This window comes from Belnapia sp. (genome assembly GCF_059504005.1).
In genome coordinates this window covers 44,731-67,647 of record NZ_JCACHU010000118.1, presented here as the reverse complement: position 1 = coordinate 67,647, position 22,917 = coordinate 44,731, and the positions used below count along the sequence as shown (strand labels likewise).

The window sequence follows — 22,917 nt, the reverse complement described above, 5'->3', positions numbered from 1 at the left end:
CCCTTGGCCGCAGCCGCGGTGCGCCCGGCGGCGCCGCGCGTCGCCGTCTTGGCGGTGCCGGTCGAGCGCTTGGCGGTGGTGGCCGAGGCGCGCTTCGCGGTGCCGGTGCTGTTGCGGCCGCCCTTGGCCGCAGCCGCGGTGCGCCCGGCGGCGCCGCGCGTCGCCGTCTTGGCGGCGGTGCGCTTCGTCGTCGAGGCGGTGGCCCGCTTGGTGGTGGCAGCGCTGCTGCTGCGCCGGGTGGCGGTGCCCTTCGCCGTCGCGCTGCGGGTCGCGCCGCCCTTGGCACCGTTGCTGCGCGCCGCCGCCGCCTTGCGCGGGGTGCGGGCGCTGCCGCCCTTGCGGCCGCCCTCGCTCTGCGCCGCACGGCCGGCCGCGGTGCGGGTGCGGGAGGTCGAGGCGCTGGCGCGCCCGCCCTTCGCCGCCGCACCGATGCGGCCGGCGGCGCCGCGCGACGCCGTCGCGGCAGCGGCGCGGCGCGGCTTGCGGGCCGGCGCCTCGCCATCCGCCGAGGCGGCGGTGCTGCGGCGGGCGCGGGTCTTGCGCGGCGCAGGCTCGGACGCAGCCTCGGGGGCGGCGTCCTGCTGCGTCTCTTCGGTCATCGGGTTGGAGTCGGTATCGTCCTTCATCGGGTCGTGTCCCCAGTTCATGAGTGAATGGCGCCAGCGCGTATCGGTAACATCGCCCTCCGGCCGTTGGGCCAGATGGCGGCGGATGAAGCCGATGACCTCGCGCTGGAAGTCGTCGTCCTCGGACGCCTCGCCCTCGAGCATGGCGAGGATGCGGCGACCGGATTGGTGGCCGACCGCCTCCGTCTCCCCGTCGCGGGTGAAGCCGGCGGCGCGGCTTTCCTCGCCGTCCAGCCAGCGCCGGAGTTCGGCGGCGGACAGATTGACGAGGCGGCGGAACTCAGCCCCGGTGTCGTCTCCGGAGTCCTGGCCTTGCATGCGGCGGCTGCTCCCTTGCTGCAGGTGGTGACGGGCCGCCGCGCTCTTCTCGGCGACATCCTCGGGCTGGGCGGAGAATTGCCGCCCCGCCTCCATGTCGCGCCGCTTGGCGGCGGTGGTGCGCTCATACTCCTCGGCGGAGAGGTGCTCGCGCGCCGCCTTCGAGAGATAGCGCTCGCCGGTTTCGAGCGACTCGCCGCCGGACTGCGTGCTCCATTCCTCCTTGGTCCATTGGGCGAGGTGGTTGTCGGGCTGCTTCGGGCCTTCGTAGCCGCCGCCGCGTTTCTGGTATTCGGCGCTCGCCATCTGCGCCTTGCGGGCCGACCACTGGCCGGGCTTGCCGCCCTTGTCGCCTTCGGTCACCTCTTCCTTCACCTGCTCCCAGAGTTCGGGATCGGACTTGCGCGCGGTGCCTGCCATGTTGCGCTTCCTTCGACATGGTTGCATCCGGCAACGTCACGCCAAGGCAAGCGTTCCCGCGCGCGCCGCATTGCGCACGCGAGAGTCAACACGGGTGGTTCAGATTTCGGCGCGCAGCAGCAGCGTGGCGGTCAGCAACTCGCCGGGAGACAGCATCGTCAGCGGGCCGTAGCCGGCGAAGTCGGGGCGGTTCGGCGCATCCGGCACATGGCTTACCGGCTCGAGGCAGAGGATGCCGCTGCCGGCGGGCGCGAAGACATGCAGGTTGCGCGACCAGGCGCCCTCCGCTGCGAGATGCAGGCGCAGATCGGGACGCAGCACTTCCGCCATGCCGTCCCAGCCGGCGAAATGCGTGTCGAGTCCTTCATAGGCCTGCTCGTCGCCGACCAGCCCGTCGCTCGCCTGCACCGCGACGGGAAGCGCGCGCGCATCCCGGGCGAAGAGCGCGCCGGCGCGGAAGCGCAGCCCCGTCCCGGCCGGGCGGAGGAAGAAGGGATGCCAGCCGAGGCCGAAGGGAAAGGGCCGCTCCGCCGCATTCGTCACCGCGAGGGAGAGGCGTGCGCCCGCGGACTCCAGCGCGAGGGAGAGCTGCGCCCGGTAGCGGTAGGGCAGGCCCTCCGCCGCGCCGTCGAGCGCCTGCGTCAGCGTGCAGCGGTCCGCCGCCTGCTCCTCCACCTGCCAAGCGCGGTCGCGCGCCAGGCCGTGGATCGCCGTGTTGTCCTCGGGCCGGTTGACCGGCAGGTGATGCACCGTGCCGGCGACGGGGAGCTGCCCGGCATCCAGCCGGTTGGTCCAGGGCAGCATGACGAAGGCGCCGCCGAAGCTGGCGGTGGGATCGGCGCCGAGCGGCAGCGGGACCAGCACGTCCCGCCCCTGCCAGGCGAGCTGCGCGACGGCCGCGCCCTGCTCGGGCAGGAGCTGCGCGCGCCAATCGCCGGATGCGAGTTCGAGCACGGCTCAGTCCAGCGCGAAGGGGTCGCGCGGCGAGGGCGCCTGCCGGGAATACTCGATGCTGGTATAGCTGCCGCCCTGGTAGCGCTCCTCGACCGGGTCGCCGGACAGGATGTCGCCGACCTCGGCACGGTAATCCTCCGCCGTGTCCTGCGGCTGCCAGCCGATGCGCTCGCGGTGGTCCCGCCCCCAGAAGCTGGCCGGGTTGTTGGAGCAGGCCCAGATCACGCAATGCCCGGTGCGCGGCGCCTCGACGGCCGCCGTCACCAGCCGGGTCAGGTCGGCGAAGGAAAGCCAGGTGGAGAGCATCCGCGCATTGGTCGGCATCGGGAAGCAGGAGCCGATGCGGCAGTTGACGTTCTCGACGCCGTGCTTGTCCCAGTAGAGCCGGCCCATCAGCTCGCCATAGGCCTTGGACAGGCCGTAATAGCCGTCCGGGCGGAAGGCGCAGTCGACATCGATCTTCGCCTCGTTGCCCTGCGGGCGCTCGTGGAAGCCGATGGAGTGGTTGGAGGATGCGAAGAGCACCCGCGCCCCCTCGCGTCGCGCCGCCTCATAGATGTGGTAGAGGCCGCGCAGGTTGGGGCCGAGCACCGTCTCGAAGGGCTGCTCCACGCTGACGCCGCCGAAATGCAGGATGGCGCCGCACCCTTCCGCCAGGCGCGCGACGCCGAGCCCTTCGTTGAGGTCGAGGCGAGTGAAGCGCGCGCCTTCGGGCAGAGCATCCGGGAAAGGGGTGATGTCGGTCAGGCGCAGGGTCCAGCCCTGCGCGGCCAGCGCCGGGGCGAGGACGCGGCCGAGATTGCCGCTGGCGCCGGTGAGGAGGACGGGTTTCTGCGGAGCGGGCATGAAAAGCCTTCATAGAGACGGATCCGGCCACACGGTGCGAAGCCGGCGGGCCGGGCGGCAACCGCCCCGGGGCATAGCGTCCTGCCTCATGCCCGATCAAGCAGCATCGCCAAGCTTCGCTGCCTTCCCGCTTCGCCGCGTCCGATTCGTTGGCCTCGGCCTGGCGCGGGCGCTCATGCTCTCCGGCGCCGGCTGGATCCTCGCCGCGGCCGCTCGCCTCAGGATCGCGGCGGCGACGCGTGCGTCAGGCCTGCCGGCGCCGATCGCGGCGCATAGGCTCGGCGGCGGGGAGGTCTCGCTCGCCATGGCCGGCATCATCGGGCCGCGGCCCACGGGGCTCCTTGTCGGGCATCAAAGCGGTGCCCGCTCGCCCTGGCCCATGGCCATCCGGGCCATGTCCCGCCGGACGGCCCGGCCCGACGGAGGCGTGCCCTATCCCCGGCGGGAGCCGAAGGCGGTGGCGAGGGCCTGCCACATCGGCTTGCGTGCGCCAGCCTCGTCCAGCGGGAGCCCGCGATGCATCTGACCGTCCTTCCGCACCACATCCGGATCCCGCGCCAGCCAGCTGTCCCTGTCGGAGAGGCCCCAGGTCAGGACGCTGCGGCACCCCAAGTCGAGCGCGGTGCCGATGACCTGACGCACTCGCTCCGCCACCGCCGCGTCACGGGCGGGGAGGTCGACAGGGAGCTGCTGCGCCTCTCGCACATCGAGCTCGGTGACGAGCACGGCGAGGCCAAGCTCCCGCACCGACCGGAGGAAGCCGGCGAAGGGCTCCGGCCGGAAGGGCTCGTCCATCAGCAGATGCGCCTGGAGGCCGAGCGCATCCACCGGACACTGCGCCGCGACCAGGCGCCGCAGCAGGCGGAGCACGCGCTGGCGCTTCTCCTCCGCCCAGGGGCTGTCGCCCTCAAGGCCATAGTCATTATAGGTGAGGCGAAGGGTGCGGTCCCGCTCCCGCGCCAGGCGGAAAGCCTCCTCGACATAGCCGGGGCCGAGGGCGCGCAGCCAGGGCGTGTCGCGCAGGTCGCCCCGGGAGGGGGTGCGGGCGCTGAAGGGGTTGCCTTCGGCATTGGCGATGGCCTCGTTCACCACGTCCCAGTCGCGGATGGCGGGGCGCGTCGCCGGCAGCACGCCGTCCATATGGGCGGCGAGTAGGCTGCGGGCGCGGGCCGGCCCCTCGGCGAGGGCCTCGGCCAGCCAGGGCGGCATGGCCGCGTGCCAGACCAGCGCATGGCCGCGGAGCTGCTTGCCGTTCGCCTGGGCGAAGCTGGCGATGACGCCGAGCGGACCGAAATCGAAGCTGCCGGGCTTCGGCTGCAGTGCCGCCCATTTCGCCTCCCATTCCGGGACTAGGAGCTGCGCCTCCGCCACGATCTGGGCGGCATAGGCGGCATCGCCGAGCTTGGTCGAGTCGATGGCGGTGCCGAAGGTGATGCCGTTGGTCCGGGCGATCGACGCCAGCCCCTCCCCGCCCTGGGCCGCGGACTGGCGCGCGAGCAGCCCGGCGAGGGCCGCCCCGAACAGGTGCCGCCGGGGCAGGCGGAGGCTCAAGCGGCCTGCGCGAGCGGCTCGGGCGACGCCATGCGGCGCAGCGCCTCGCGGTAGCGGTCCCGCCGCCAGCACAGCAGCCGCCAGGCGGCGCGGGCGGCGAGTTGGGACATCCGGCCGCGCGGCTCCAGCCCAACCGCCTTGAAGATCATGCCCATGCCGCGCTCGAGGTGGCGGGGCCGGTAGACGCCCATCGCCCGGCCCATATAGCCGGCGATGCAGCGGTCATGGCTGTAGGCGAGGCCCGGATCCTCGTTGGCGCAGTGGAAGGCGTAGGCGAGCTCGTCGTCCTCCGACTCGCCGACCCGGCCGAAGGCGACCCGCAGGCGCCTGGCGAAGGACAGGTCCTCGCGTGCCAGGTAGCGCTTCATGTGGTCGTAGAAGAGTTTGAAGTGCCGGTACTCGTCGGCCGCGATCAGCTTGCAGACCTCGCGCAGCACCGGCTCCTCCGTCGCCTCGGCGAGGGCGGTGTAGTAGCTGCTGGTGCCGGTCTCGACGATGCAGCGGGCGATCAGCTCCCCGGTGCGGGAGCCGCGGATGGAGGCATCGGCATTGATGTCGATGCTGTAGCCGTTGCGGTAGCGCTCGAAGGCCGCCGGGTAGTTCCAGCCCGGATCGGCGAGGCTGGCCCATTTCCCGAGGGCGTCACCGTGCTGGATCTCCTCCTCCGCCCAATGGTCGGCGGCGCGGGAGAAGTCCGGGTCGTCCTTGAAGACCCGGTTGAGATAGATGGCGTAGTCGCCGCCATTGCGCTCCACCATCGCCGCCGCCTTGACCAGCGGCACGATCTCCGGGTCCACCTTCGAGGGTTCGAAACGGTCCCAGGAAACCTGCTCGACGCGCCAGTGCTTCATCCTGTCCCCGCGGCCCGTAGGGGGCCGTTATCCTGCAACCCATGCGATCCAGGCAAAGCCCTGGTCGCCATGCCTGGATGCAATGTTCGACAGGCCGGCAGCCGATTCAAGCGGCGTTGCCGGAAAGTCACGGTGTGGCGTGCGGAATTCGCCCCACCGTGGCCGGGATGCGATGCTCAGGCCGCCTGGGCGACGGAAACGGCCGTGCGGAAGGCCTGGACCCGGGCATAGGCGGCATCCCGCTTCGCTTCCGGCTCGGCGATGGCCTCCTGTAGCGCGGCCTCCGCCTCGGCGAGGCGGCGCTCGGCGCTGGCGCGGGAGAGGCTGGCCAGCGGCGTCGCCTCGTCGGCCAGGAGGGTCACCCGCTCCGGCGAGACCTCTGCGAAGCCGCCGGCGATGAACAGCGCCTCGGTCTCGGCGCCATTCTCCCGCACCCGGATCACGCCGCCCCGGAGGGCGACGATCATCGGCGCATGGCCGGGGAGGACGCCCATCTCTCCTTCTTCGGCGGGGAGGGTGACCATCTCTACCGGGCGGGAGAGCAGCAGCTTCTCCGGCGAGACAAGCTCGAGGAGGAAGGTGGCCATGATTAGGCGGCCACCTTCAGCGTCTCGCCCTTCTTCACCGCGTCCTCGATGGTGCCGACCATGTAGAAGGCGGCCTCCGGCAGGTGGTCGTACTCGCCGGCGCAGATGGCGCCGAAGCTGCGGACGGTGTCCTCCAGCTTCACGAAGACGCCCGGCGAGCCGGTGAAGACCTCGGCCACATGGAAGGGCTGGCTGAGGAAGCGCTGGATCTTCCGCGCCCGCGCCACGACCAGCTTGTCCTCCTCCGACAGCTCGTCCATCCCGAGGATAGCGATGATGTCCTGCAGCGACTTGTAGGTCTGCAGGATGCGCTGCACCTCGCGGGCGACGCGGTAGTGCTCGTCACCCACGATCCGCGGGTCGAGCGCGCGGCTGGTCGAGTCGAGCGGGTCCACCGCCGGGAAGATGCCGAGCTCGGCGATCGAGCGGTTGAGCACCGTCGTCGCGTCGAGGTGGGCGAAGGAGGTGGCAGGCGCCGGGTCGGTCAGGTCGTCGGCGGGCACGTAGATGGCCTGCACCGAGGTGATCGAGCCCTTCTTGGTCGAGGTGATCCGCTCCTGTAGCGCGCCCATGTCGGTGGCCAGCGTCGGCTGGTAGCCTACCGCCGAAGGAATGCGGCCGAGCAGCGCCGAGACCTCGGCGCCCGCCTGGGTGAAGCGGAAGATGTTGTCGACGAAGAACAGCACGTCCTGGCCCTGCTCGTCGCGGAAGTACTCCGCGATGGACAGGCCCGAGAGCGCGACGCGGGCACGGGCGCCCGGCGGCTCGTTCATCTGGCCATAGACGAGGGCCACCTTGGAGCCCTCGGTCGTGCCCTCGCCGAGCTTGATGACGCCGGCATCGACCATCTCGTGATAGAGGTCGTTGCCCTCGCGGGTCCGCTCGCCCACGCCGGCGAAGACCGAGACGCCGCCATGCGCCTTGGCGATGTTGTTGATCAGCTCCTGGATGGTGACGGTCTTGCCGACGCCGGCGCCGCCGAACAGGCCGATCTTGCCGCCCTTCAGGTAGGGCGCCAGCAGGTCGATGACCTTGATGCCCGTCACCAGGATCTCGGCCGCCGTCGCCTGGTCCTCGAAGGAGGGGGCGGCGCGGTGGATGGTGTAGGTCTTCTCGTGCGGCACGGGGCCGCGCTCGTCGATCGGCTCGCCGATGACGTTCAGGATGCGTCCGAGGGTCCCCTCGCCCACCGGCACGGCAATGCCGGTGCCGGTGTCGACCACTTCCTGGCCGCGGACCAGGCCGTCGGTGCCGTCCATGGCGATGCAGCGCACGGTGCGCTCGCCCAGGTGCTGCGAGACCTCGAGGACCAGCGTGTTGTCGCCGTTCTTCGTGGTGAGGGCGTTGAGCATGGCCGGCAGTTCGCCCGGGAACTGCACGTCCACCACGGCGCCCAGGATCTGCGCGATGCGCCCGACATTGTTCTTCATGGTGTCATGCCCCTCGTCAGACTGCCTCGGCCCCGGAGATGATCTCGATCAACTCCCTGGTGATATTGGCCTGGCGCGTGCGGTTGTAATTGAGCGTAAGCCTGTTGATCATCTCGCCGGCATTGCGCGTGGCGTTGTCCATCGCCGTCATCCGCGCGCCATGCTCGCCCGCGGTACTCTCGAGGATCGCGCGGTAGATCTGAATGGCGAGGTTGCGCGGCAAGAGAGTGGCGAGGATCTGGTCCTCGGCCGGCTCGTATTCATAGAGCGCTTGTGGCCCCTCGGCCGCGGTAGCGCCCTCCGGCAGCGGTGTCGGGATCAGCCGCTGCTCGGTCGGGATCTGGCTGATGACGTTGCGGAAGCGGTTGTAGATCAGGCTGCAGACGTCGAAGCCGCCCTCCTCGAGCAGCCCCGCCACCTGCAGCGCGATCGCCTCGGCATCGGTGAAGTCGACGCGCTTCTTGCCGGCGAAATTCACCTCGCCAACGAAGCGGCTGGCGAATTCGCGCCGCAGGTAGGTCGCGCCCTTGCGGCCCACGGTCAGCAGCTTGACCTGCTTGCCCTCGGCCTCCAGCGCCCGGATGCGGGCGCGGGCGAGCCGGCCGACCTGGGTGTTGAAGGGTCCGGCCAGGCCGCGATCCGCGGTGACGACCACCAGCAGATGGACCCGGTCCGCGCCGGTGCCGACCAGCATGCGCGGCGCATCCGGCGAGCTGGCGACGGCGGCGCCGAGGGAGGCGAGGATCGCCTCCATCCGCTGCGCGTAGGGGCGCGCGGCCTCCGCCTGGGCCTGGGCCCGGCGCAGCTTCGCCGCGGCCACCATCTTCATCGCCTGCGTGATCTTCCGCGTGGACTTCACGCTGTTGATGCGACCGCGCAGGTCCTTGAGGCTAGGCATAGGGCCCGCGTCTCCCCCGCTCAGGCCGAGAAGGACTTGGCGAAGCCGTCGAGGAAGGCGACGAGCTTCTCCTCGGTCGGCTTCTTGATCTCGCGGTCCGTGCGGATCGCCTCGAGGGTCGCGGGCTCGCGCGACTTCAGTTCGGAGAGCAGCCGCCGCTCGAACTCGCCCACGGCCGAGACCGGCAGCTTGTCGAGATAGCCGCGGGTGCCGGCAAAGAGCGAGACGACCTGCTCCTCGACCGGGACCGGCTTGTACTGCGGCTGCTTCAGCAGCTCCGTCAGCCGTGCGCCACGGGCCAGCAACGCCTGGGTGGAAGCGTCGAGGTCCGAGGAGAACTGGGCGAAGGCCGCCATCTCGCGGTACTGCGCCAGCTCCAGCTTGATGCGGCCGGCGACCTGCTTCATCGCCTTGATCTGGGCGGCGGAGCCAACACGGGAGACCGAAAGGCCGACGTTCACCGCGGGCCGGATGCCTTTGAAGAAGAGCTCCGTCTCGAGGAAGATCTGCCCGTCGGTGATCGAGATCACGTTGGTCGGGATATAGGCCGAGACGTCACCGGCCTGGGTCTCGATGACCGGGAGCGCGGTCAGCGAGCCGTTGCCGAAGTCGTCGTTCATCTTCGCCGCGCGCTCGAGCAGGCGCGAGTGCAGGTAGAAGACGTCGCCCGGATAGGCCTCGCGGCCCGGCGGACGGCGCAGCAGCAGCGACATCTGGCGGTAGGCGACGGCCTGCTTGGAGAGGTCGTCGTAAAAGATGACCGCATGCATGCCGTTGTCGCGGAAATACTCGCCCATCGCGCAGCCCGTGTAGGGGGCCAGGAACTGCAGCGGCGCCGGCTCGGAGGCAGTGGCCGCGACGACGATCGAGTACTCGAGCGCGCCGTTTTCCTCGAGGGTCCGCACCAACTGGGCGACGGTCGAGCGCTTCTGCCCGACGGCGACATAGATCGTGTAGAGCTTCTTGCTCTCGTCCGTGCCGGCGTTGATCGACTTCTGGTTGATGATGGTGTCGATGATCACGGCGGTCTTGCCGGTCTGGCGGTCGCCGATGATCAGCTCGCGCTGGCCGCGGCCGATCGGGATCAGGGCGTCGATCGCCTTGATGCCGGTCTGCATCGGCTCGTGCACGGACTTGCGCGGGATGATGCCGGGCGCCTTCACCTCGACGCGGGTGCGCGTCACGTCGGTGAGCGGGCCCTTGCCGTCGATCGGGTTGCCGAGGCCATCGACCACGCGGCCGAGCAGGCCGCGGCCGACGGGCACGTCGACGATGTCGCCGGTGCGCTCGACGGTGTCGCCTTCCTTGATCTCGGCGTCGGAGCCGAAGACCACGATGCCGACATTGTCGGTCTCGAGGTTCAGCGCCATGCCGCGGATGCCGGCGGAGGGGAAGAGCACGAGCTCGCCCGCCATCACGTTCTGCAGGCCGTAGACGCGGGCGATGCCGTCGCCCACGGTGAGCACGGTGCCGACCTCGGCCACATTCGCCTCGGCGTCGAAGCCGGCGATCTGCTGCTTGAGGATCTCGGAGATCTCGGCGGGACGGATTTCCATGGTCAGGCGGCCCCCTTCATGGCGTACTGCAGGCGCTGCAGCTTGGATTTGATGCTGTTGTCGTAGAGCCGGGAGCCGATCCGCACGATCAGCCCGCCGAGGATCGAGGGATCCACCTGCTCCGTAAGCTTGATGCCGGAATAGCCGGCTTCGGTCAGGCGAGCGGCGATCTGCGCCCGCTGCGTGTCGGTCAGCGCATGGGCGCTGGTGACCTCGGCCACCTGCTGGCCGCGGCGCGCGGAAAGCTGGGCACCGAAGGAGGCGGCGACCTGCGGCAGCAGGGCGAGGCGGCGGTTGCCGATCAGCACGCCGACCATGTTCCGCACCTCGGGCCCCGTCCCCGCGCGGTCGAGCACGGCGAAGGCGCCCTTGCGCTGGGCGACGGAATCGAGCCGCGGATCGGCGATGAAGCCGCGGAAATCCGCATCCTGGCTCCAGAGCGAAGCGAGGGCTTCCAGATCCGTGGCGATGCGGTCGAGCGTGCCGGGGTCGGTCGCACGCCGGTCATCGGCGAGACCGAGCAGCGCCAACGCGTAGCGCGCGGCGAGGCCGGTCGGGGTGGGCGCCTTGGGCGCGTCGGAGGCGATGGTCTCAGCAGAGGCCACGGGCGATCCCGGTCCTGTTCCTGGTGATGCGCAAGCGCGGGTCCGCAGGAGGGCTCCCCTTGCGGCGGGCGGGCTTTACCATGGGGTTTACAGCCCCGCAATCCGCGCTGGCGGGCCGAATTCACTCCATCGCACAGCATTTTACGGCAGCCCGGCGCCTGGTGCGAAGCCGTACGCCACCCTTCGCCCGGCGCATCGGCTGCGCGGGCGCCCGGCCTGCCGGGATGCGGCTGCCGTCAGGCGTAGCCGATGAGCATGGTCTTCGCCGCGATGGCCGCGAGCGCCGCGGCGACGGCCGCCGTCGTCACCCCGCGGGAGGCGAGGACGGCATAGGCCACGGCGCCGGCGATCAGGGCCCAGGCGGCGATCTCGGTGGCATCGAGGATGGGCATGGCGCAGTCCTCCCTGGGACGGATTACTTGAAGGTAATTCCGATACCATGTCCCGGCCATGCCGCGCGAGCGGAATTCAGAGGAAGCTCACCGGGTCGACATCGACCTGGACGCGGACGCTGTTCGGCACCGGGACGCGGGCGAGCCAGTCCCGCAGGATGGGCTGCACCGCGACCTCGCGCCGGGTCTTCAGCAGCAGCCGCCGGCGGTGCCGGCCGCGCAACAGGGCGAGCGGCGCCGGCGCCGGGCCGAGCACCTGCACCCCCTCCCCGCCCGGCGCGGCGAGGCCGAGGTCGCGGGCGGTGCGGTCCGCCTCCCGCTCGTCCTCGGAGCTGACGATCAGCGCGGCGAGGCGGCCGAAGGGCGGCCAATGGCCGGGCCGGCGGATCGCCGCCTCCTCCGACATGAAGGCGTCGAGGTCGCCGGAGATGAGCGCCCCCATCACCGGATGCTCCGGGCTGAAGCTCTGCAGCAGCACGCGGCCCGGCGCCTCGGCCCGGCCGGCGCGGCCCGCGACCTGATGAAGCAGCTGCACCGTCCGCTCCGCGGCGCGGAGATCGCCGCCGGCGAGGCCGAGATCGGCATCGACGACGCCGACCAGGGTAAGATGCGGGAAGTGCCAGCCCTTGGCGACGATCTGAGTGCCGATGATGAGATCCACCTCACGGTCCTGGATCTGCTGCGCCGCCATCCCGGCCGCGGCGGGGCCTGGCAGCGTGTCGCTCGCCATGACCAGGCGCCGCGCCTCTGGCCAATGCGCGGCGGCCTCCTCCAGCACCCGTTCCACGCCGGGGCCGACGGCGACCAGGCTGTTGGCGGTGCCACATTCCGGGCATTCGGCGGGGGGCGCTTCCTGATGCCCGCAATGGTGGCACTGGAGCTGGCGGCGGGCGCGGTGCTCGACCAGCCAAGCGGTGCAGTTGGGGCAGCGCATGCGGTGGCCGCAATGGCGGCAGAGCGTCAGCGGCGCATAGCCGCGGCGGTTGAGGAAGAGCATCGCCTGCTCGCCGCGCTCCAGCGTCGCGGTCACGGCCTCGATCAGCGGGGGCGAGAGGAAGCGGCCGCGCTCAGGCGGGGTGCGGCGGAGGTCGATCGTCTCCACCGCCGGCAGGCTGGCGCCGCCATGCCGCTCCGGCAGGTTCAGCGCCTCGTAGCGGCCGGTCTCGGCATTGGTCAGGGTCTCGAGCGAGGGCGTCGCCGAGACCAGCACGCAGGAGGCGCCTGCCAGCCGGGCGCGGACCACGGCCATGTCGCGGGCGTTGTAGACGACGCCGTCCTCCTGCTTGAAGGCGGTCTCGTGCTCCTCGTCGACGATGACCAGGCCGAGATCGGGGAAGGGCAGGAAGAGGGCGGAGCGGGCGCCGACCACGACCGGCGCCTCCCCCTCCGCCACGGCCCGCCAGGTGTCGCGGCGGGTGCGCGGCGTCACCTCGGAATGCCAGAGGGCGGGTGCGACGCCGAAGCGGGACTTGAACCGCTCCAGCCACTGGGCGGAGAGCGCGATCTCCGGCAGCAGGACCAGCGCCTGGCGGCCCTGGCGCAGGGCTTCCGCCACCGCATCTAGATAGACCTCGGTCTTGCCGGAGCCGGTGACGCCGGTCAGCAGCGTTACGCCGAAGCTCCGCGCGGCGACCTTGGCGACGAGGCGCGCCGCCGCCTCGGCCTGGGCGCCGCCGAGCTTCGGGCCGGGATGGTCCGGGTTGGGCCGGCTGAAGCGGCTGGCATGGGGCAGCAGCGCCGGCCGGATCAGCCCGTTATCCGCCATGCCGCGCAGCACGCCGAGCGAGACGCCGGCCGCCTCGGCGAGCGGCGCCCCGGCATAGACCCGGCCGGGCTGCATCTCGGACAGCACGCGCTGCCGCTCCGGCGTCATCCGCGGCTGGCGGTTGGAACCGGGGCCGGCCAGCGTCCAGCCGGCCTGCTGCGTCGGCGGCTCGAGCGCGGCGGTGGAGCCCATCGCCATGCGCAGCACGGCGCCAGGGGGGCTCAGCGTATAGGCCGACACCCAGTCGATGAAGCGGCGGAGGCTCGGCGTCATCGGCGGGGCGGGCATGACGCCGGTGATCGGCTTCAACCGATGGTCGGCCACGCCCGGCGCCTCACTCCCCTCGTCGGCATCCCAAACCACGCCGATCATCGGCCTGTGATTGAGTGAGGCAGTCACAAAATCGCCTGGATGGATATCCAACTCCGCCGGCACGCGGTAGTCGTAGGCTCCCGCGAGAGGGAGTGGCAAAAGAACCTTGACCCGTTGCACGGAAAACACAGGTAGCGTGTCCTTCATATCGCGCCGCTTCCCCGACCCGGCCTGCATCGGCTATCCTGATCCTAAGCAAATACGCAACGATTTCAGGTCCTTGAGTCCCTTCGGCCGGATCGGCCGAGCCCACATCCAACGCAGCCCCGCCTGGGGCCTGCCTGAGGGCCCATTCGCATGAAGTTCTTCGTCGACACTGCGGAGGTGAACGATATCCGCGCCCTGGCCGAGGCCGGGCTGGTGGATGGCGTGACCACCAATCCGAGCCTCATCGCCAAGTCCGGGCGCAGGATGGCGGAGGTGATCGCCGAGATCTGCGACATCACGCCGGGCCCGGTCTCCGCCGAGGTCACCGCGACCGACTTCGACACCATGCTGGCCGAGGGCCGCTTCCTCCGCAGCATCGCCAAGAACGTCGCGGTGAAGGTGCCGCTGACCGAGGCGGGGCTCAGCGTCTGCCGCAGCCTCGCGGACGAGGGCACGCCGGTCAACGTCACGCTCTGCTTCTCCCCGGCCCAGGCGTTGCTGGCCGCCAAGGCGGGCGCCAGCTACATCTCGCCCTTCGTCGGCCGTCTCGACGACATCGCCTATGATGGCATGCTCCTCATTGCGGACATCCTGAAGATCTACCGAAACTACTCCTATATTAAGACAGAAGTCCTGGTCGCGTCCATCCGCCACCCGGTCCATCTGGTCGAGGCGGCGAAGCTCGGCGCCCAGGTGGCGACGCTGCCGCCGAATGTCATCCGCCAGCTCTTCAAGCATCCGCTGACGGATCGCGGGCTGGATAGCTTCCTCGCCGATTGGCGCAAGACGGGCCAGAGCATCCTGTGAGCGCCAGCCCTATGCCCGGTGCCGAGCTGGTGCTGCTTCCGGCACCCGAAGCCGCCCCGCTGCCCGCCGCCCCGGAGGCGGTCATCGCCTTCCTCCAGGCCAACCCGGACTTCCTGGCGGAGCGGCCGGACCTGTTCCGCGCGCTCACGCCGCCGAAGCGCATCCATGGCGAGCGCCTGGCCGACCACATGGCGGCGATGCTGGCGGCCGAGCGCCGCCGCGTCCGCTCGCTGGAGGCGGAGGTGGATGCCGCCGTCACCGCCGGGCGGGCCGGGCATGGTCTCTCCATCCGCGTCCGCCTGGCCGTGCTGGCCTTGATGCGGGCGCAGGACGTGGTCGAGACGGTGACGGAGGAGCTGCCGGCGCTGCTCGGCGTCGAGAGCTGCACCCTGCTCGGCGAGACGCCGGACCGCCGCGGCGTGCCGAAGCTGCCGCGCGGCATGGTGGCGGCGTTGCTCGGCCCGGGGAAGGATGCGGTGGTGCGCCCGGCGCCGACCGATATCGAGCTGCTGCACCAGGAGGCCGCCTCCCTCGTCATGCGGGATGCGCTGGTGCGGGTGCCGGTCTGGACCGGGCACCCGACGCTGATGGCGCTCGGCGCGCGGGACCCGCAGGCCCTGCCGGTCCGGCAGGCGACGGCGACCCTCGCCTTCCTCGGCCGCGCTGTGGCGGCCGCCCTGGCGCGGTAGGCCCTTGGCGGAAGCCCGCGCCCTCGCCGCCTCCTATCTCGATTGGCTGGCGCGGGAGCGCCGGGCTGCCGCCAATACGGTCGAGGCCTATGGGCTCGACCTCCGCGACTTCCTCACCTTCCTCGCCGGGCATCTGGGGGAGGAGCCGGACCTCTCGGCGCTGGCCGCGCTGCGCCCGGCCGATATCCGCGCCTTCCTCGCCGCCCGGGCCAATGCCGGGGCGGGAAATGCCACGCGGGCGCGCCAGCTCGCGGGCATCCGTGGCTTCCTCCGCTACCTGGCGAAGACCCGCGGGCTGGCGCCGCTCGCCATCGCCAATATCCGTGGGCCGCGGGCGAGGCCGCCGGTGCCGCGGGCGCTGACGCCGGAGCAGGCGAAGGAGGTGGCGGCACGGACCGGCAGCATCCACCAGCCCGGCCATGCCGAGCGCCCGTCCGAGCAGGCGGCGCGGGATACCGCACTCTTCACCCTTCTCTATGGCTGCGGGCTGCGGATCAGCGAGGCGCTCGCCCTCGACGTGCGGGACGCCCCCCTGCCCGGCGGCCAAGCGGCGCTCCGCGTCCTCGGCAAGGGCGGCAAGGAGCGGCTGGTGCCGGTGCTGCCGGCGGTGCGGGAGGCCATCGCCGCCTATATGCGCGAGCGGGGCGACCCGCCGCCGGAGGCGCCGCTCTTCCGCGGGGCGCGCGGGGCGCGGCTCAGCCCCACCGTGGCGGAGCGCTGCATGCAGCATTACCGCCGCCTCGCCGGCCTGCCGGAGCATGCGACGCCGCATGCGCTGCGCCATTCCTTCGCCACCCACCTGCTCGGCGGCGGGGCCGACCTGCGCGCGATCCAGGAACTGCTCGGCCATGCCAGCCTTTCCACCACCCAACGCTATACCAAGGTGGATGCGGCGGCGCTGCTCGAGACCTGGCGACGGGCGCATCCCCGCGCGGGGTGACGTGACGCAGGGGCCGCCCGCGACTATGGTGCGGCCGACCTGCCTTCCCCGATGAGGAGCGCCGATGCGCGACGGCAAGATTACCCAGTACACCCCGAAGCTCGTCGAGGGCGTCACCCCCATCCAGAAGATCGAGGTGACGAGCCGCAAGGTGCCCTGCGACGGCGAAGTGGCGGGCCCCGGCCTCGGCCATCCGCGGGTCTGGCTGCCGATGAATCCGAACCAGGATCAGGTGACCTGCCCCTACTGCTCCATCACCTATGTATTGAAGGCGGGTGCGGGTGGCGACGACCATCACTAAGCCCGAGGGCACTAAGCCCGAGGGCACCGAGGACGCCGTCCCGGTCGCGGCGCCCGGGACCCGGCACCTCGTCCTCGTCGACGGCTCGGGCTACATCTTCCGCGCCTATCACGCCCTGCCGCCGATGACGCGGCCGGACGGCACGCCGGTCAATGCCGTCTTCGGCTTCACCCAGATGCTCTCGAGCTTCCTCGCCGAGCATCGCGGCAGCCACCTGGCGGTGGTCTTCGATGCCGCCCGCACGACCTTCCGCAACGAGATCTTCCCCAACTACAAGGCCCACCGGCCCGACCCGCCGGAGGAGCTGGTCCCGCAATTCGCCCTGATCCGCGAGGCGACCGAGGCCTTCGGCGTCGCCCGGGTGGAGCATCCGGGCTTCGAGGCGGACGACCTGATCGCCGCCTATGCCCGCGCCTTCCATGAGGCGGGCGGCGAGGTCACCATCGTCTCCTCCGACAAGGACCTGATGCAGCTGGTGCGGCCGGGCGTGCAGATGCTCGACCCGATCAAGCGGAAGCCGATCCGCGAGGCGGAGGTGGTCGAGAAATTCGGCGTGCCGCCGGGGAAGGTGATCGAGGTCCAGGCGCTGATCGGCGACCCGGTGGACAATGTCCCGGGCGTGCCGAAGATCGGCCCGAAGACCGCGGCCGAGCTGATCCTCGCCTATGGCGACCTCGAGACCGTGCTGGCCAACACCGCCCAAATCAAGCAGCCGATGCGGCGGCAGAATCTCGAGCAGTATGCCGAGCAGGCGCGGCTGTCGAAGCGGCTGGTGACGCTCGACGACCAGGCGCCGCTGACGGTGCCGATCGAGGCGCTGGCGGTCCGCCCGCCGGAGCCGGCGGCGCTCTCCAAATTCCTGGCCGACCAGGGCTTCCGCAGCGTCATCGCCCGGATGGGCCTCGGCGAGGCGGCGGGCGATGCGGCGACGCGGGCGCGGAACAGCGCCATCAGCGCCGCCCAGGCCGCGGCCGCGGCGCCTGCCGCCCCGGCGAATGCAGCAGCCATTCCCTTCGGCCCCTATGAGACGGTGACGACGCCCGAGGCGCTCGCCGCCTGGATCGCCGAGGCGCGCGCCGCCGGCATCGTCGGCCTCGACACCGAGACGGACAGCCTCGATGCGCTCAAGGCCAACCTCGTCGGCGTCTGCCTCGCCACGGCGCCGGGCCGGGCCTGCTACATCCCGCTGCGGCATGTCTCGCCGGGGACCCACCAGGGCGACATGCTGGCGGAGCCGGGGAAGGTCGAGGCGCCGCCCCAGCTCCCCTTCGCCGAGGCGATGGCAGCGCTGAAGCCGCTGCTGGAGGACCCGGCCGTGCTCAAGGTGCTGCAGCACGCCAAGTACGATCTCGAGGTGCTCGGCCGCGAGGAGAATGGCGGCATCGCCGTCGCCCCGGTCGACGACACCATGCTGATCTCCTACGCCATGGAGGCGGGGAAGCATGGGCATGGGATGGATGAGCTGTCCCGCCTCCATCTCGACCATGCGCCGGTCCCCTACGACCAGGTGACCGGCACCGGCCGCGGCCGGATCAGCTTCGCCGCCGTCCCCCTCGACAAGGCGACGGCCTATGCCGCCGAGGATGCGGACGTGACGCTCCGCCTCTGGCACGTGCTGCGGCCGCGCCTCAGGGAGGACGGCGCGCTCGCCGTCTACGAGCAGGTGGAGCGGCGGATGATCGCCGTGCTGCGCGACATGGAGGTGGAGGGCATCAAGGTCGACGGCGTCGAGCTGGCCCGCATCGGCGAGGATTTCGCGGCGCGCATGGTGGTGCTCGAGCAGGAGATCCACGGCCTCGCCGGCCGGCCCTTCGCCGTCGGCTCGCCGAAGCAGCTCGGCGAGATCCTGTTCGACGAGATGCAGCTGCCGGGCGGCCGCAAGGGCAAGTCCGGCGCCTGGGGCACCGATGCCGCGGTGCTGGAGGAACTCGCCGCCCAGGGCGTGCCGCTGGCCCGCAAGGTGCTCGACTGGCGGCAGCTCTCGAAGCTGAAGTCGACCTATGTGGACGGGCTGACGGCGCAGCTCGACCCGCGCACCGGGCGCGTCCACACCGACTTCTCCATGGCGAATACCAGCACCGGGCGGCTGGCCTCGACCGAGCCGAACCTGCAGAACATCCCCGTCCGCAGCGAGGAGGGCCAGCGCATCCGCCGCGCCTTCGTCGCCGATCCGGGCCATGTGCTGATGTCGGCCGACTACTCGCAGATCGAACTGCGCCTGCTCGCCCACATGGCCGACGTGCCGGCGCTGCGGGAGGCCTTCGAGACCGGGCAGGACATCCATTCCCGCACGGCGGCCGACATCTTCCGCCTCGCCCCGGAGGCGGTGGACCGCGAGGCGCGGCGGCGCGCCAAGACCATCAATTTCGGCATCATCTACGGCATGTCCGCCTTCGGCCTCGCCTCCCGCCTCGGCATCGGCGCCGGCGAGGCCAAGGGCATCATCGATGCCTATTTCAGCCAGTATCCCGGCATCCGCGCCGCCATGGAGCGGCTGAAGGAGGAGGCGCGGCTGCGCGGCTACGTCTCCACCTCCTTCGGGCGGAAGCTCTGGATCCAGGATATCGGCACCAAGGACCCGGTGCGCCGGGCCGGGGCCGAGCGCGCCGCGATCAACGCCCCCTTCCAGGGCGGGGCGGCGGAGATCATCAAGCGCGCCATGGTCCGCCTGCCGCGGGCGCTGCGCGAGGCAGGCCTCCGCGCCCGCCTGCTGCTGCAGGTGCATGACGAGCTGGTGCTCGAAGTACCGGAGGCGGAGGTGGAGGCCACCGGCACGCTGGTCCGCCAGGTGATGGAGGGCGTCGCCACCCTGCGGGTGCCCCTCGCCGTCGAGGTCGGCACCGGCCGCAGCTGGGCAGAGGCACATTGAATCTCTAGGTTACGAGACGATATCCCGGTAACGTGATATCACGCCTGGCATGCGGTACCGCGCAAGCCGAGGGTCGTTTCGGAGATCTGGTGATGAAGGACGCGGCCAGCCTGGCGCGGCGGTTCGGTCTGCCTGGACGGCTGCCGCTCTCGCTGCGGCTGCTGCTGGTGGCCTCCCTGGTCGTGCCGCTCGGCGTCCTGGGCGGGGTTTCCTGGTATGACCGCCACCGCCTCCATGGCGAGGCCTTTGCCGACCTCACCCGCCTCTCCGCTGTCGCCAAGGAGCAGGCGCAGAAGGTGGCCGAGACCAATGCCCTGGTGCTCGACCGCATGGAGGAGCACGTCCGCGGCCTGAGCTGGGACGAGATCGAGGCCCGCGGCGGGGAGATCCACCGTTGGCTGAAGGGCCTGGACGAGGGGCTGGCGCAGATCACCTCGCTGCATGTCGCCCGGCCCGATGGGCGGGTGGCCGGGATCAGCATCGCCTGGCCGACGCCGCCCCTCTCGGTCGAGGGGCGCGACTATTTCCGCCGCCTGCGCGAGGGGGAGCGCGGCCCCGTCTTCGGCGAGCCGGCGCTGGCGCGGCTGACCGGCATCGTCGCCTTCAGCGTCGCGCGGCGCCGGGAAGGGGCGGATGGGCGGTTCGACGGCGCCCTGATCGGTTCCATCCTGCCCGGCTATTTCCAGGCGCAATGGCATGCGATGGACCCGGACGGCCGGGCAAGCTTTGCCCTGCTGCGGACGGATGGGCAGGTGCTCGTCACCCACCCATCCGTGGGCGACGGCTTGTTCGGCCCGCCGGATCCCGACGCGGTGCCGGAGGCCGTCCGCCGCCCGAGCAATACCGGGCCGCTCATCGAGCGGTTCGGCGAGCGGGGGGAATGGCTGACCGCCTTCCGCCAGGTGGGCGAGTTTCCGCTGGTCGTCTCCGTCACGCTCTCGCTCGACGAGCTGCGGGCCCAATGGCTACGGGACACGGCCTGGACTGCGGCGATCTGCCTGGCCGTCGCCCTGGCGCTCGGCTTCACCACCCTGCTGGCGATCCGCGGCTGGCGGTCGGAACAGGCGGTGCTGCACCGGCTGAGCCGGAGCCGCGACGCCTTGCACGCCGAGATTGCCCGGCGGGAGGCGGCGGAGGCGGGGCTGCTGCAGGCGCAGCGGCTGGAGTCGCTCGGCCGGCTGACCGGGGGCGTGGCGCATGACTTCAACAACCTGCTGACGGCCATCCTCGGCACGGTTCACCTGCTGGAGCGGCATCTCGGCACCGGCGCGGATGAGCGGGTGCGGACCTATCTCGGCCTGGCGCGGGATGCGGTGCAGCGCGGCGCCCGGCTGAATGCCAGCCTCCTGGCCTTCGCCCGGCAGCAGAGGCTCCAGGCCGCGAGCCTCGACGCGAACGGGCTGGCGCGGGGCTTTGCCCCGCTGGTCCAGCGGGCGCTCGGCGAGGCGGTGACCCTCGCGCTGGAGCTCGACCCGGACCTGCCGCCCTGCCGGGCCGATGCCACGCAGCTCGAGGCGGCCCTGCTGAACCTCGCCATCAATGCGCGGGATGCGATGCCGCGGGGCGGCACGGTGACGCTCTCGACCCGCCCGGCCTGGCTGGAGGCGGAGCAGCTGGCCGGCAATGCGGATGCGCGGCCGGGGCTGCACGTCGCCATCACCCTCCGCGATGCCGGGACGGGCATGCCGCCCGAGGTGCGGGAACGGGCCTTCGAGCCCTTCTTCACGACGAAGGCGCCGGGCAAGGGCACGGGGCTCGGCCTGTCGCAGGTCTTCGGCTTCGTGCGGCAGCTAGGCGGGCATGTGGCGATCGACAGCGCGCCGGGCGAGGGCACGGCGGTGACGCTCTTCCTGCCCGCGGCGGCCGAGGCGCCGGCGCAGGCGCCTCATCAGCCTGGCCGGGTGCCGGAGCGCATGGACGCCGGCCCCCGCGCGAGGGTGCTGGTCGTAGAGGATGACGAGCAGATTCGCGGGATCACCGCCGAAACGCTGCGCGACGCCGGCTTCCATGCGACCGTGGCGCAGGACGGGCAGGAGGCGATGACCCTTCTGGCCCGCCGCGAACCCGTCGACCTGCTGTTCAGCGATATCGTCATGCCGGGCGGCATGACGGGAACCGAGCTGGCGCAGGCGGCGAGGCGCCTCCGCCCGGGCCTGCCGGTGCTGCTGACGACGGGCTATGCCGGACCGGTCGAAGGCTTGGCCGATCATGGCTTCGAGGTCCTGGCGAAGCCCTATGATCAGGCCGCCCTGGCGTGCCGCATCGCCGAATTGGTGATGGAGCGGCGGCGGGCCGCGTGAGGGCGTTGCGCTCCGCGCCGCGGCCGATTATAGGGCTGCGCTCGACCGGGAGAGGTGGCGGAGTGGTCGATCGCATCGGTCTCGAAAACCGAAGTACTCGCAAGGGTACCGTGGGTTCGAATCCCACCCTCTCCGCCAGTACCTGGCTCCCCGATTGTTCCGCCTTGTCCCCTGAAGAGTAGATTGGCCTTTCGGTATCAGCGGTTTCTGCCACTGAATGACGCTCTGCTTGTCCCCACACGTCCCCCGACGTATGCTCCCGTTTCATGAGCACGCGTGGGACCAAACGTGGGGCCAGCCCCTAGACGCCACGCTGATGTGGGGACGGGCAGCATGGCGGGCCGGACGGAAGGCCTCACGGCAGCCGGCGTGAAGCACGCCGGCCCCGGCGTGTACGGCGATGGCGGCGGCCTCTATCTACGGGTCAAGCCTGATGGTCGGGCATCTTGGACCCTCCGCTACCAAATCGCGGGCGTGCGACGCGACCTCGGCCTCGGCCGGGCACGGGGGCCGGGGGCCGTCAGCTTGGCGGACGCTCGCGGCAAGGCCGCGGAGGCGCGCCGGCTGCTGGCTGCTGGGCGCGACCCGCTGGCCGTGCGAGAAGCCGACGAGGCGGCACGCCGGGACGTCGAGGCGGTCCGCGCACGGCAGGCCCGGAGCAGCTTCCGTGACGTGGCTGCCGCCTGCATCGCAGCGCGCGAGCCGGAGTGGCGCAACGCCAAGCACGCGGCGCAGTGGGGAGCGACGCTCGCCACCTATGCCCACCCGGTCATCGGAGACACGGCGGTCGACACCCTTAGCGTTCCAGACGTGCTGCGGGTGCTGCAACCCATTTGGACGACCAAGCCCGAGACGGCCGCGCGGGTGCGCGGGCGGATCGAGGCAGTGCTGTCCTACGCCGCCGCCACCGGATTGCGACCTCGGGGCTTCAACCCGGCGAGTTGGCGCGGCAACCTCGATGCCATCCTGCCGGCCGCAGCCAAGGTCAAGCGCCGGGTCCGTGAGGCTAACGGCCAAGCCGAGCACCACGCCGCCCTCCCATGGCGGCAATTGCCGGCCTTCATGCGAGCGTTAGCGGCGCGCGACGGTGCCGCCGCGCTTGCGCTACGCTTCGCCATCCTCACGGCCGCCCGCACTGGGGAGGTCGTAGGCGCGGGATGGCGGGAGATGGACATAGACGGCGCTGTGTGGACGGTGCCGGCCGGCCGTATGAAGGGCGAGCGGGAACACCGCGTCCCGCTCTCCCCGGCCGCGCTAGACGTGCTGCGCGAGGTGGCGGAACGCACCGGCGGTTGCCAAGGCGCCGTGTTCCAAGCGGTCGGCAAGCCGCTGTCAAACATGGCGTTACTGATGGCGTTGCGGCGGATGAACGCCACAAGGCCGGGAGAGCCGGCCCGGTGGGCGGACGCTGACGGGCGACCCGTCACGCCGCACGGCTTCCGTAGCGCCTTCCGTGACTGGGCCGGCGACTGCACCAACGCACCGCGCGAGGTAACCGAGGCCGCATTGGCGCACACGGTGGGCAACAAAGTGGAACTGGCCTACCGGCGCGGAGACGCCTTGGACAAACGACGGGCCCTCATGGACGCATGGGCCGAGTGGTGCGCCGGGCGTGGAGAGGTCGCAGAGAATGTCGTGCCGCAGGACGTCAGCTTGGCGGCCACGTGAACAGGGCCATCCCGCCACTGCTAAT

The 22,917-nt window shown here is 71.3% G+C and carries 19 protein-coding genes and 1 tRNA gene; 8 read left to right on the top strand and 12 right to left on the bottom strand.

From position 1 onward, the window contains the following. The 12 genes from AC5JJ1_RS15645 to AC5JJ1_RS15590 all read right to left on the bottom strand — a co-directional run. Positions 1-1,364, bottom strand: a 1,364-nt coding sequence (locus tag AC5JJ1_RS15645) for a DUF3140 domain-containing protein (RefSeq protein WP_495786027.1), incomplete at its 3' end; no start/stop codon positions are given. A 99-nt stretch (positions 1,365-1,463) separates the two neighbouring features. Next, positions 1,464-2,318, bottom strand: a complete 855-nt coding sequence (locus tag AC5JJ1_RS15640; protein ID WP_495786026.1) for an aldose epimerase family protein — start codon at positions 2,316-2,318, stop codon at positions 1,464-1,466. 3 nt (positions 2,319-2,321) lie between these two features. Next, positions 2,322-3,164 carry an NAD-dependent epimerase/dehydratase family protein gene (locus AC5JJ1_RS15635; protein ID WP_495786025.1) on the bottom strand — a complete coding sequence of 281 codons (843 nt, stop codon included), beginning with the start codon at positions 3,162-3,164 and terminating at the stop codon, positions 2,322-2,324. 432 nt (positions 3,165-3,596) lie between these two features. Continuing rightward, on the bottom strand, positions 3,597-4,715 hold the full coding sequence (locus tag AC5JJ1_RS15630) for an endo-1,4-beta-xylanase (protein ID WP_495786024.1): 1,119 nt from the start codon (positions 4,713-4,715) through the stop codon (positions 3,597-3,599). After that, positions 4,712-5,566, bottom strand: a complete 855-nt coding sequence (locus tag AC5JJ1_RS15625; RefSeq protein WP_495786023.1) for a ferritin-like domain-containing protein — start codon at positions 5,564-5,566, stop codon at positions 4,712-4,714. The genes AC5JJ1_RS15630 and AC5JJ1_RS15625 overlap by 4 nt, the downstream gene beginning before the upstream one ends. 176 nt (positions 5,567-5,742) lie before the next feature. After that, positions 5,743-6,153, bottom strand: a complete 411-nt coding sequence (atpC, locus tag AC5JJ1_RS15620) for an ATP synthase F1 subunit epsilon (protein WP_495786022.1) — start codon at positions 6,151-6,153, stop codon at positions 5,743-5,745. Positions 6,154-6,155: 2 nt separating this feature from the next. After that, a complete protein-coding gene (gene atpD, locus AC5JJ1_RS15615; RefSeq protein ID WP_495786021.1) occupies positions 6,156-7,583 on the bottom strand; it encodes a F0F1 ATP synthase subunit beta in 1,428 nt (475 codons plus the stop codon). A 16-nt stretch (positions 7,584-7,599) separates the two neighbouring features. Next, on the bottom strand, positions 7,600-8,481 hold the full coding sequence (locus tag AC5JJ1_RS15610; RefSeq protein WP_495786020.1) for a F0F1 ATP synthase subunit gamma: 882 nt from the start codon (positions 8,479-8,481) through the stop codon (positions 7,600-7,602). 20 nt (positions 8,482-8,501) lie between these two features. Next, entirely contained in the window at positions 8,502-10,037 is a 1,536-nt protein-coding gene (gene atpA, locus AC5JJ1_RS15605) for a F0F1 ATP synthase subunit alpha (protein ID WP_495786019.1), read from the bottom strand. A gap of 2 nt (positions 10,038-10,039) precedes the next feature. Beyond that, entirely contained in the window at positions 10,040-10,642 is a 603-nt protein-coding gene (gene atpH, locus AC5JJ1_RS15600; protein ID WP_495786018.1) for an ATP synthase F1 subunit delta, read from the bottom strand. Positions 10,643-10,878: 236 nt separating this feature from the next. Further along, positions 10,879-11,034, bottom strand: coding sequence for a hypothetical protein (locus AC5JJ1_RS15595; RefSeq protein WP_495786017.1), 156 nt, complete (start codon positions 11,032-11,034; stop codon positions 10,879-10,881). Positions 11,035-11,110: 76 nt separating this feature from the next. Then, a complete protein-coding gene (locus tag AC5JJ1_RS15590) occupies positions 11,111-13,318 on the bottom strand; it encodes a primosomal protein N' (RefSeq protein ID WP_495786016.1) in 2,208 nt (735 codons plus the stop codon). A 150-nt stretch (positions 13,319-13,468) separates the two neighbouring features. On the opposite strand from AC5JJ1_RS15590, the gene fsa reads away from it, so the two are divergent. The 8 genes from fsa to AC5JJ1_RS15550 all read left to right on the top strand — a co-directional run bounded on the left by fsa (position 13,469) and on the right by AC5JJ1_RS15550 (position 22,892). Then, positions 13,469-14,125 (top strand): fructose-6-phosphate aldolase, encoded by a 657-nt coding sequence (gene fsa / locus AC5JJ1_RS15585; protein ID WP_495786015.1) that lies wholly within the window; start codon positions 13,469-13,471, stop codon positions 14,123-14,125. Then, positions 14,122-14,814 (top strand): DUF484 family protein, encoded by a 693-nt coding sequence (locus AC5JJ1_RS15580; protein ID WP_495786014.1) that lies wholly within the window; start codon positions 14,122-14,124, stop codon positions 14,812-14,814. The genes fsa and AC5JJ1_RS15580 overlap by 4 nt, the downstream gene beginning before the upstream one ends. A 4-nt stretch (positions 14,815-14,818) precedes the next feature. Next, positions 14,819-15,754: a tyrosine recombinase XerC gene (locus tag AC5JJ1_RS15575; RefSeq protein WP_495786013.1), complete on the top strand. Its 936-nt coding sequence runs from the start codon at positions 14,819-14,821 to the stop codon at positions 15,752-15,754. Between the two features lie 64 nt (positions 15,755-15,818). Beyond that, entirely contained in the window at positions 15,819-16,055 is a 237-nt protein-coding gene (locus AC5JJ1_RS15570; protein WP_495786012.1) for a zinc-finger domain-containing protein, read from the top strand. A 94-nt stretch (positions 16,056-16,149) separates the two neighbouring features. Then, on the top strand, positions 16,150-18,924 hold the full coding sequence (gene polA, locus AC5JJ1_RS15565) for a DNA polymerase I (RefSeq protein ID WP_495786062.1): 2,775 nt from the start codon (positions 16,150-16,152) through the stop codon (positions 18,922-18,924). A gap of 92 nt (positions 18,925-19,016) precedes the next feature. Then, complete coding sequence (locus AC5JJ1_RS15560; RefSeq protein WP_495786011.1) at positions 19,017-21,224, top strand: ATP-binding protein; 2,208 nt, start codon at positions 19,017-19,019, stop codon at positions 21,222-21,224. Positions 21,225-21,272: 48 nt separating this feature from the next. Next, positions 21,273-21,362: transfer RNA gene (locus AC5JJ1_RS15555), tRNA-Ser, on the top strand. A gap of 195 nt (positions 21,363-21,557) precedes the next feature. Further along, positions 21,558-22,892 carry a tyrosine-type recombinase/integrase gene (locus AC5JJ1_RS15550; RefSeq protein WP_495786010.1) on the top strand — a complete coding sequence of 445 codons (1,335 nt, stop codon included), beginning with the start codon at positions 21,558-21,560 and terminating at the stop codon, positions 22,890-22,892. Positions 22,893-22,917 lie beyond the last annotated feature (25 nt).

What these genes read in the sequence shown, in the direction of transcription:
- AC5JJ1_RS15635 (WP_495786025.1), bottom strand. Translation starts at nt 3,164, where the DNA reads ATGCCCGCTCCGCAGAAACCCGTCCTCCTCACCGGCGCCAGCGGCAAT.
- AC5JJ1_RS15570 (WP_495786012.1), top strand. Translation starts at nt 15,819, where the DNA reads ATGCGCGACGGCAAGATTACCCAGTACACCCCGAAGCTCGTCGAGGGC.
- atpC (WP_495786022.1), bottom strand. Translation starts at nt 6,153, where the DNA reads ATGGCCACCTTCCTCCTCGAGCTTGTCTCGCCGGAGAAGCTGCTGCTC.
- AC5JJ1_RS15610 (WP_495786020.1), bottom strand. Translation starts at nt 8,481, where the DNA reads ATGCCTAGCCTCAAGGACCTGCGCGGTCGCATCAACAGCGTGAAGTCC.
- fsa (WP_495786015.1), top strand. Translation starts at nt 13,469, where the DNA reads ATGAAGTTCTTCGTCGACACTGCGGAGGTGAACGATATCCGCGCCCTG.
- AC5JJ1_RS15550 (WP_495786010.1), top strand. Translation starts at nt 21,558, where the DNA reads ATGGCGGGCCGGACGGAAGGCCTCACGGCAGCCGGCGTGAAGCACGCC.
- atpA (WP_495786019.1), bottom strand. Translation starts at nt 10,037, where the DNA reads ATGGAAATCCGTCCCGCCGAGATCTCCGAGATCCTCAAGCAGCAGATC.
- AC5JJ1_RS15590 (WP_495786016.1), bottom strand. Translation starts at nt 13,318, where the DNA reads ATGAAGGACACGCTACCTGTGTTTTCCGTGCAACGGGTCAAGGTTCTT.
- atpD (WP_495786021.1), bottom strand. Translation starts at nt 7,583, where the DNA reads ATGAAGAACAATGTCGGGCGCATCGCGCAGATCCTGGGCGCCGTGGTG.
- AC5JJ1_RS15560 (WP_495786011.1), top strand. Translation starts at nt 19,017, where the DNA reads ATGAAGGACGCGGCCAGCCTGGCGCGGCGGTTCGGTCTGCCTGGACGG.
- AC5JJ1_RS15595 (WP_495786017.1), bottom strand. Translation starts at nt 11,034, where the DNA reads ATGCCCATCCTCGATGCCACCGAGATCGCCGCCTGGGCCCTGATCGCC.
- AC5JJ1_RS15625 (WP_495786023.1), bottom strand. Translation starts at nt 5,566, where the DNA reads ATGAAGCACTGGCGCGTCGAGCAGGTTTCCTGGGACCGTTTCGAACCC.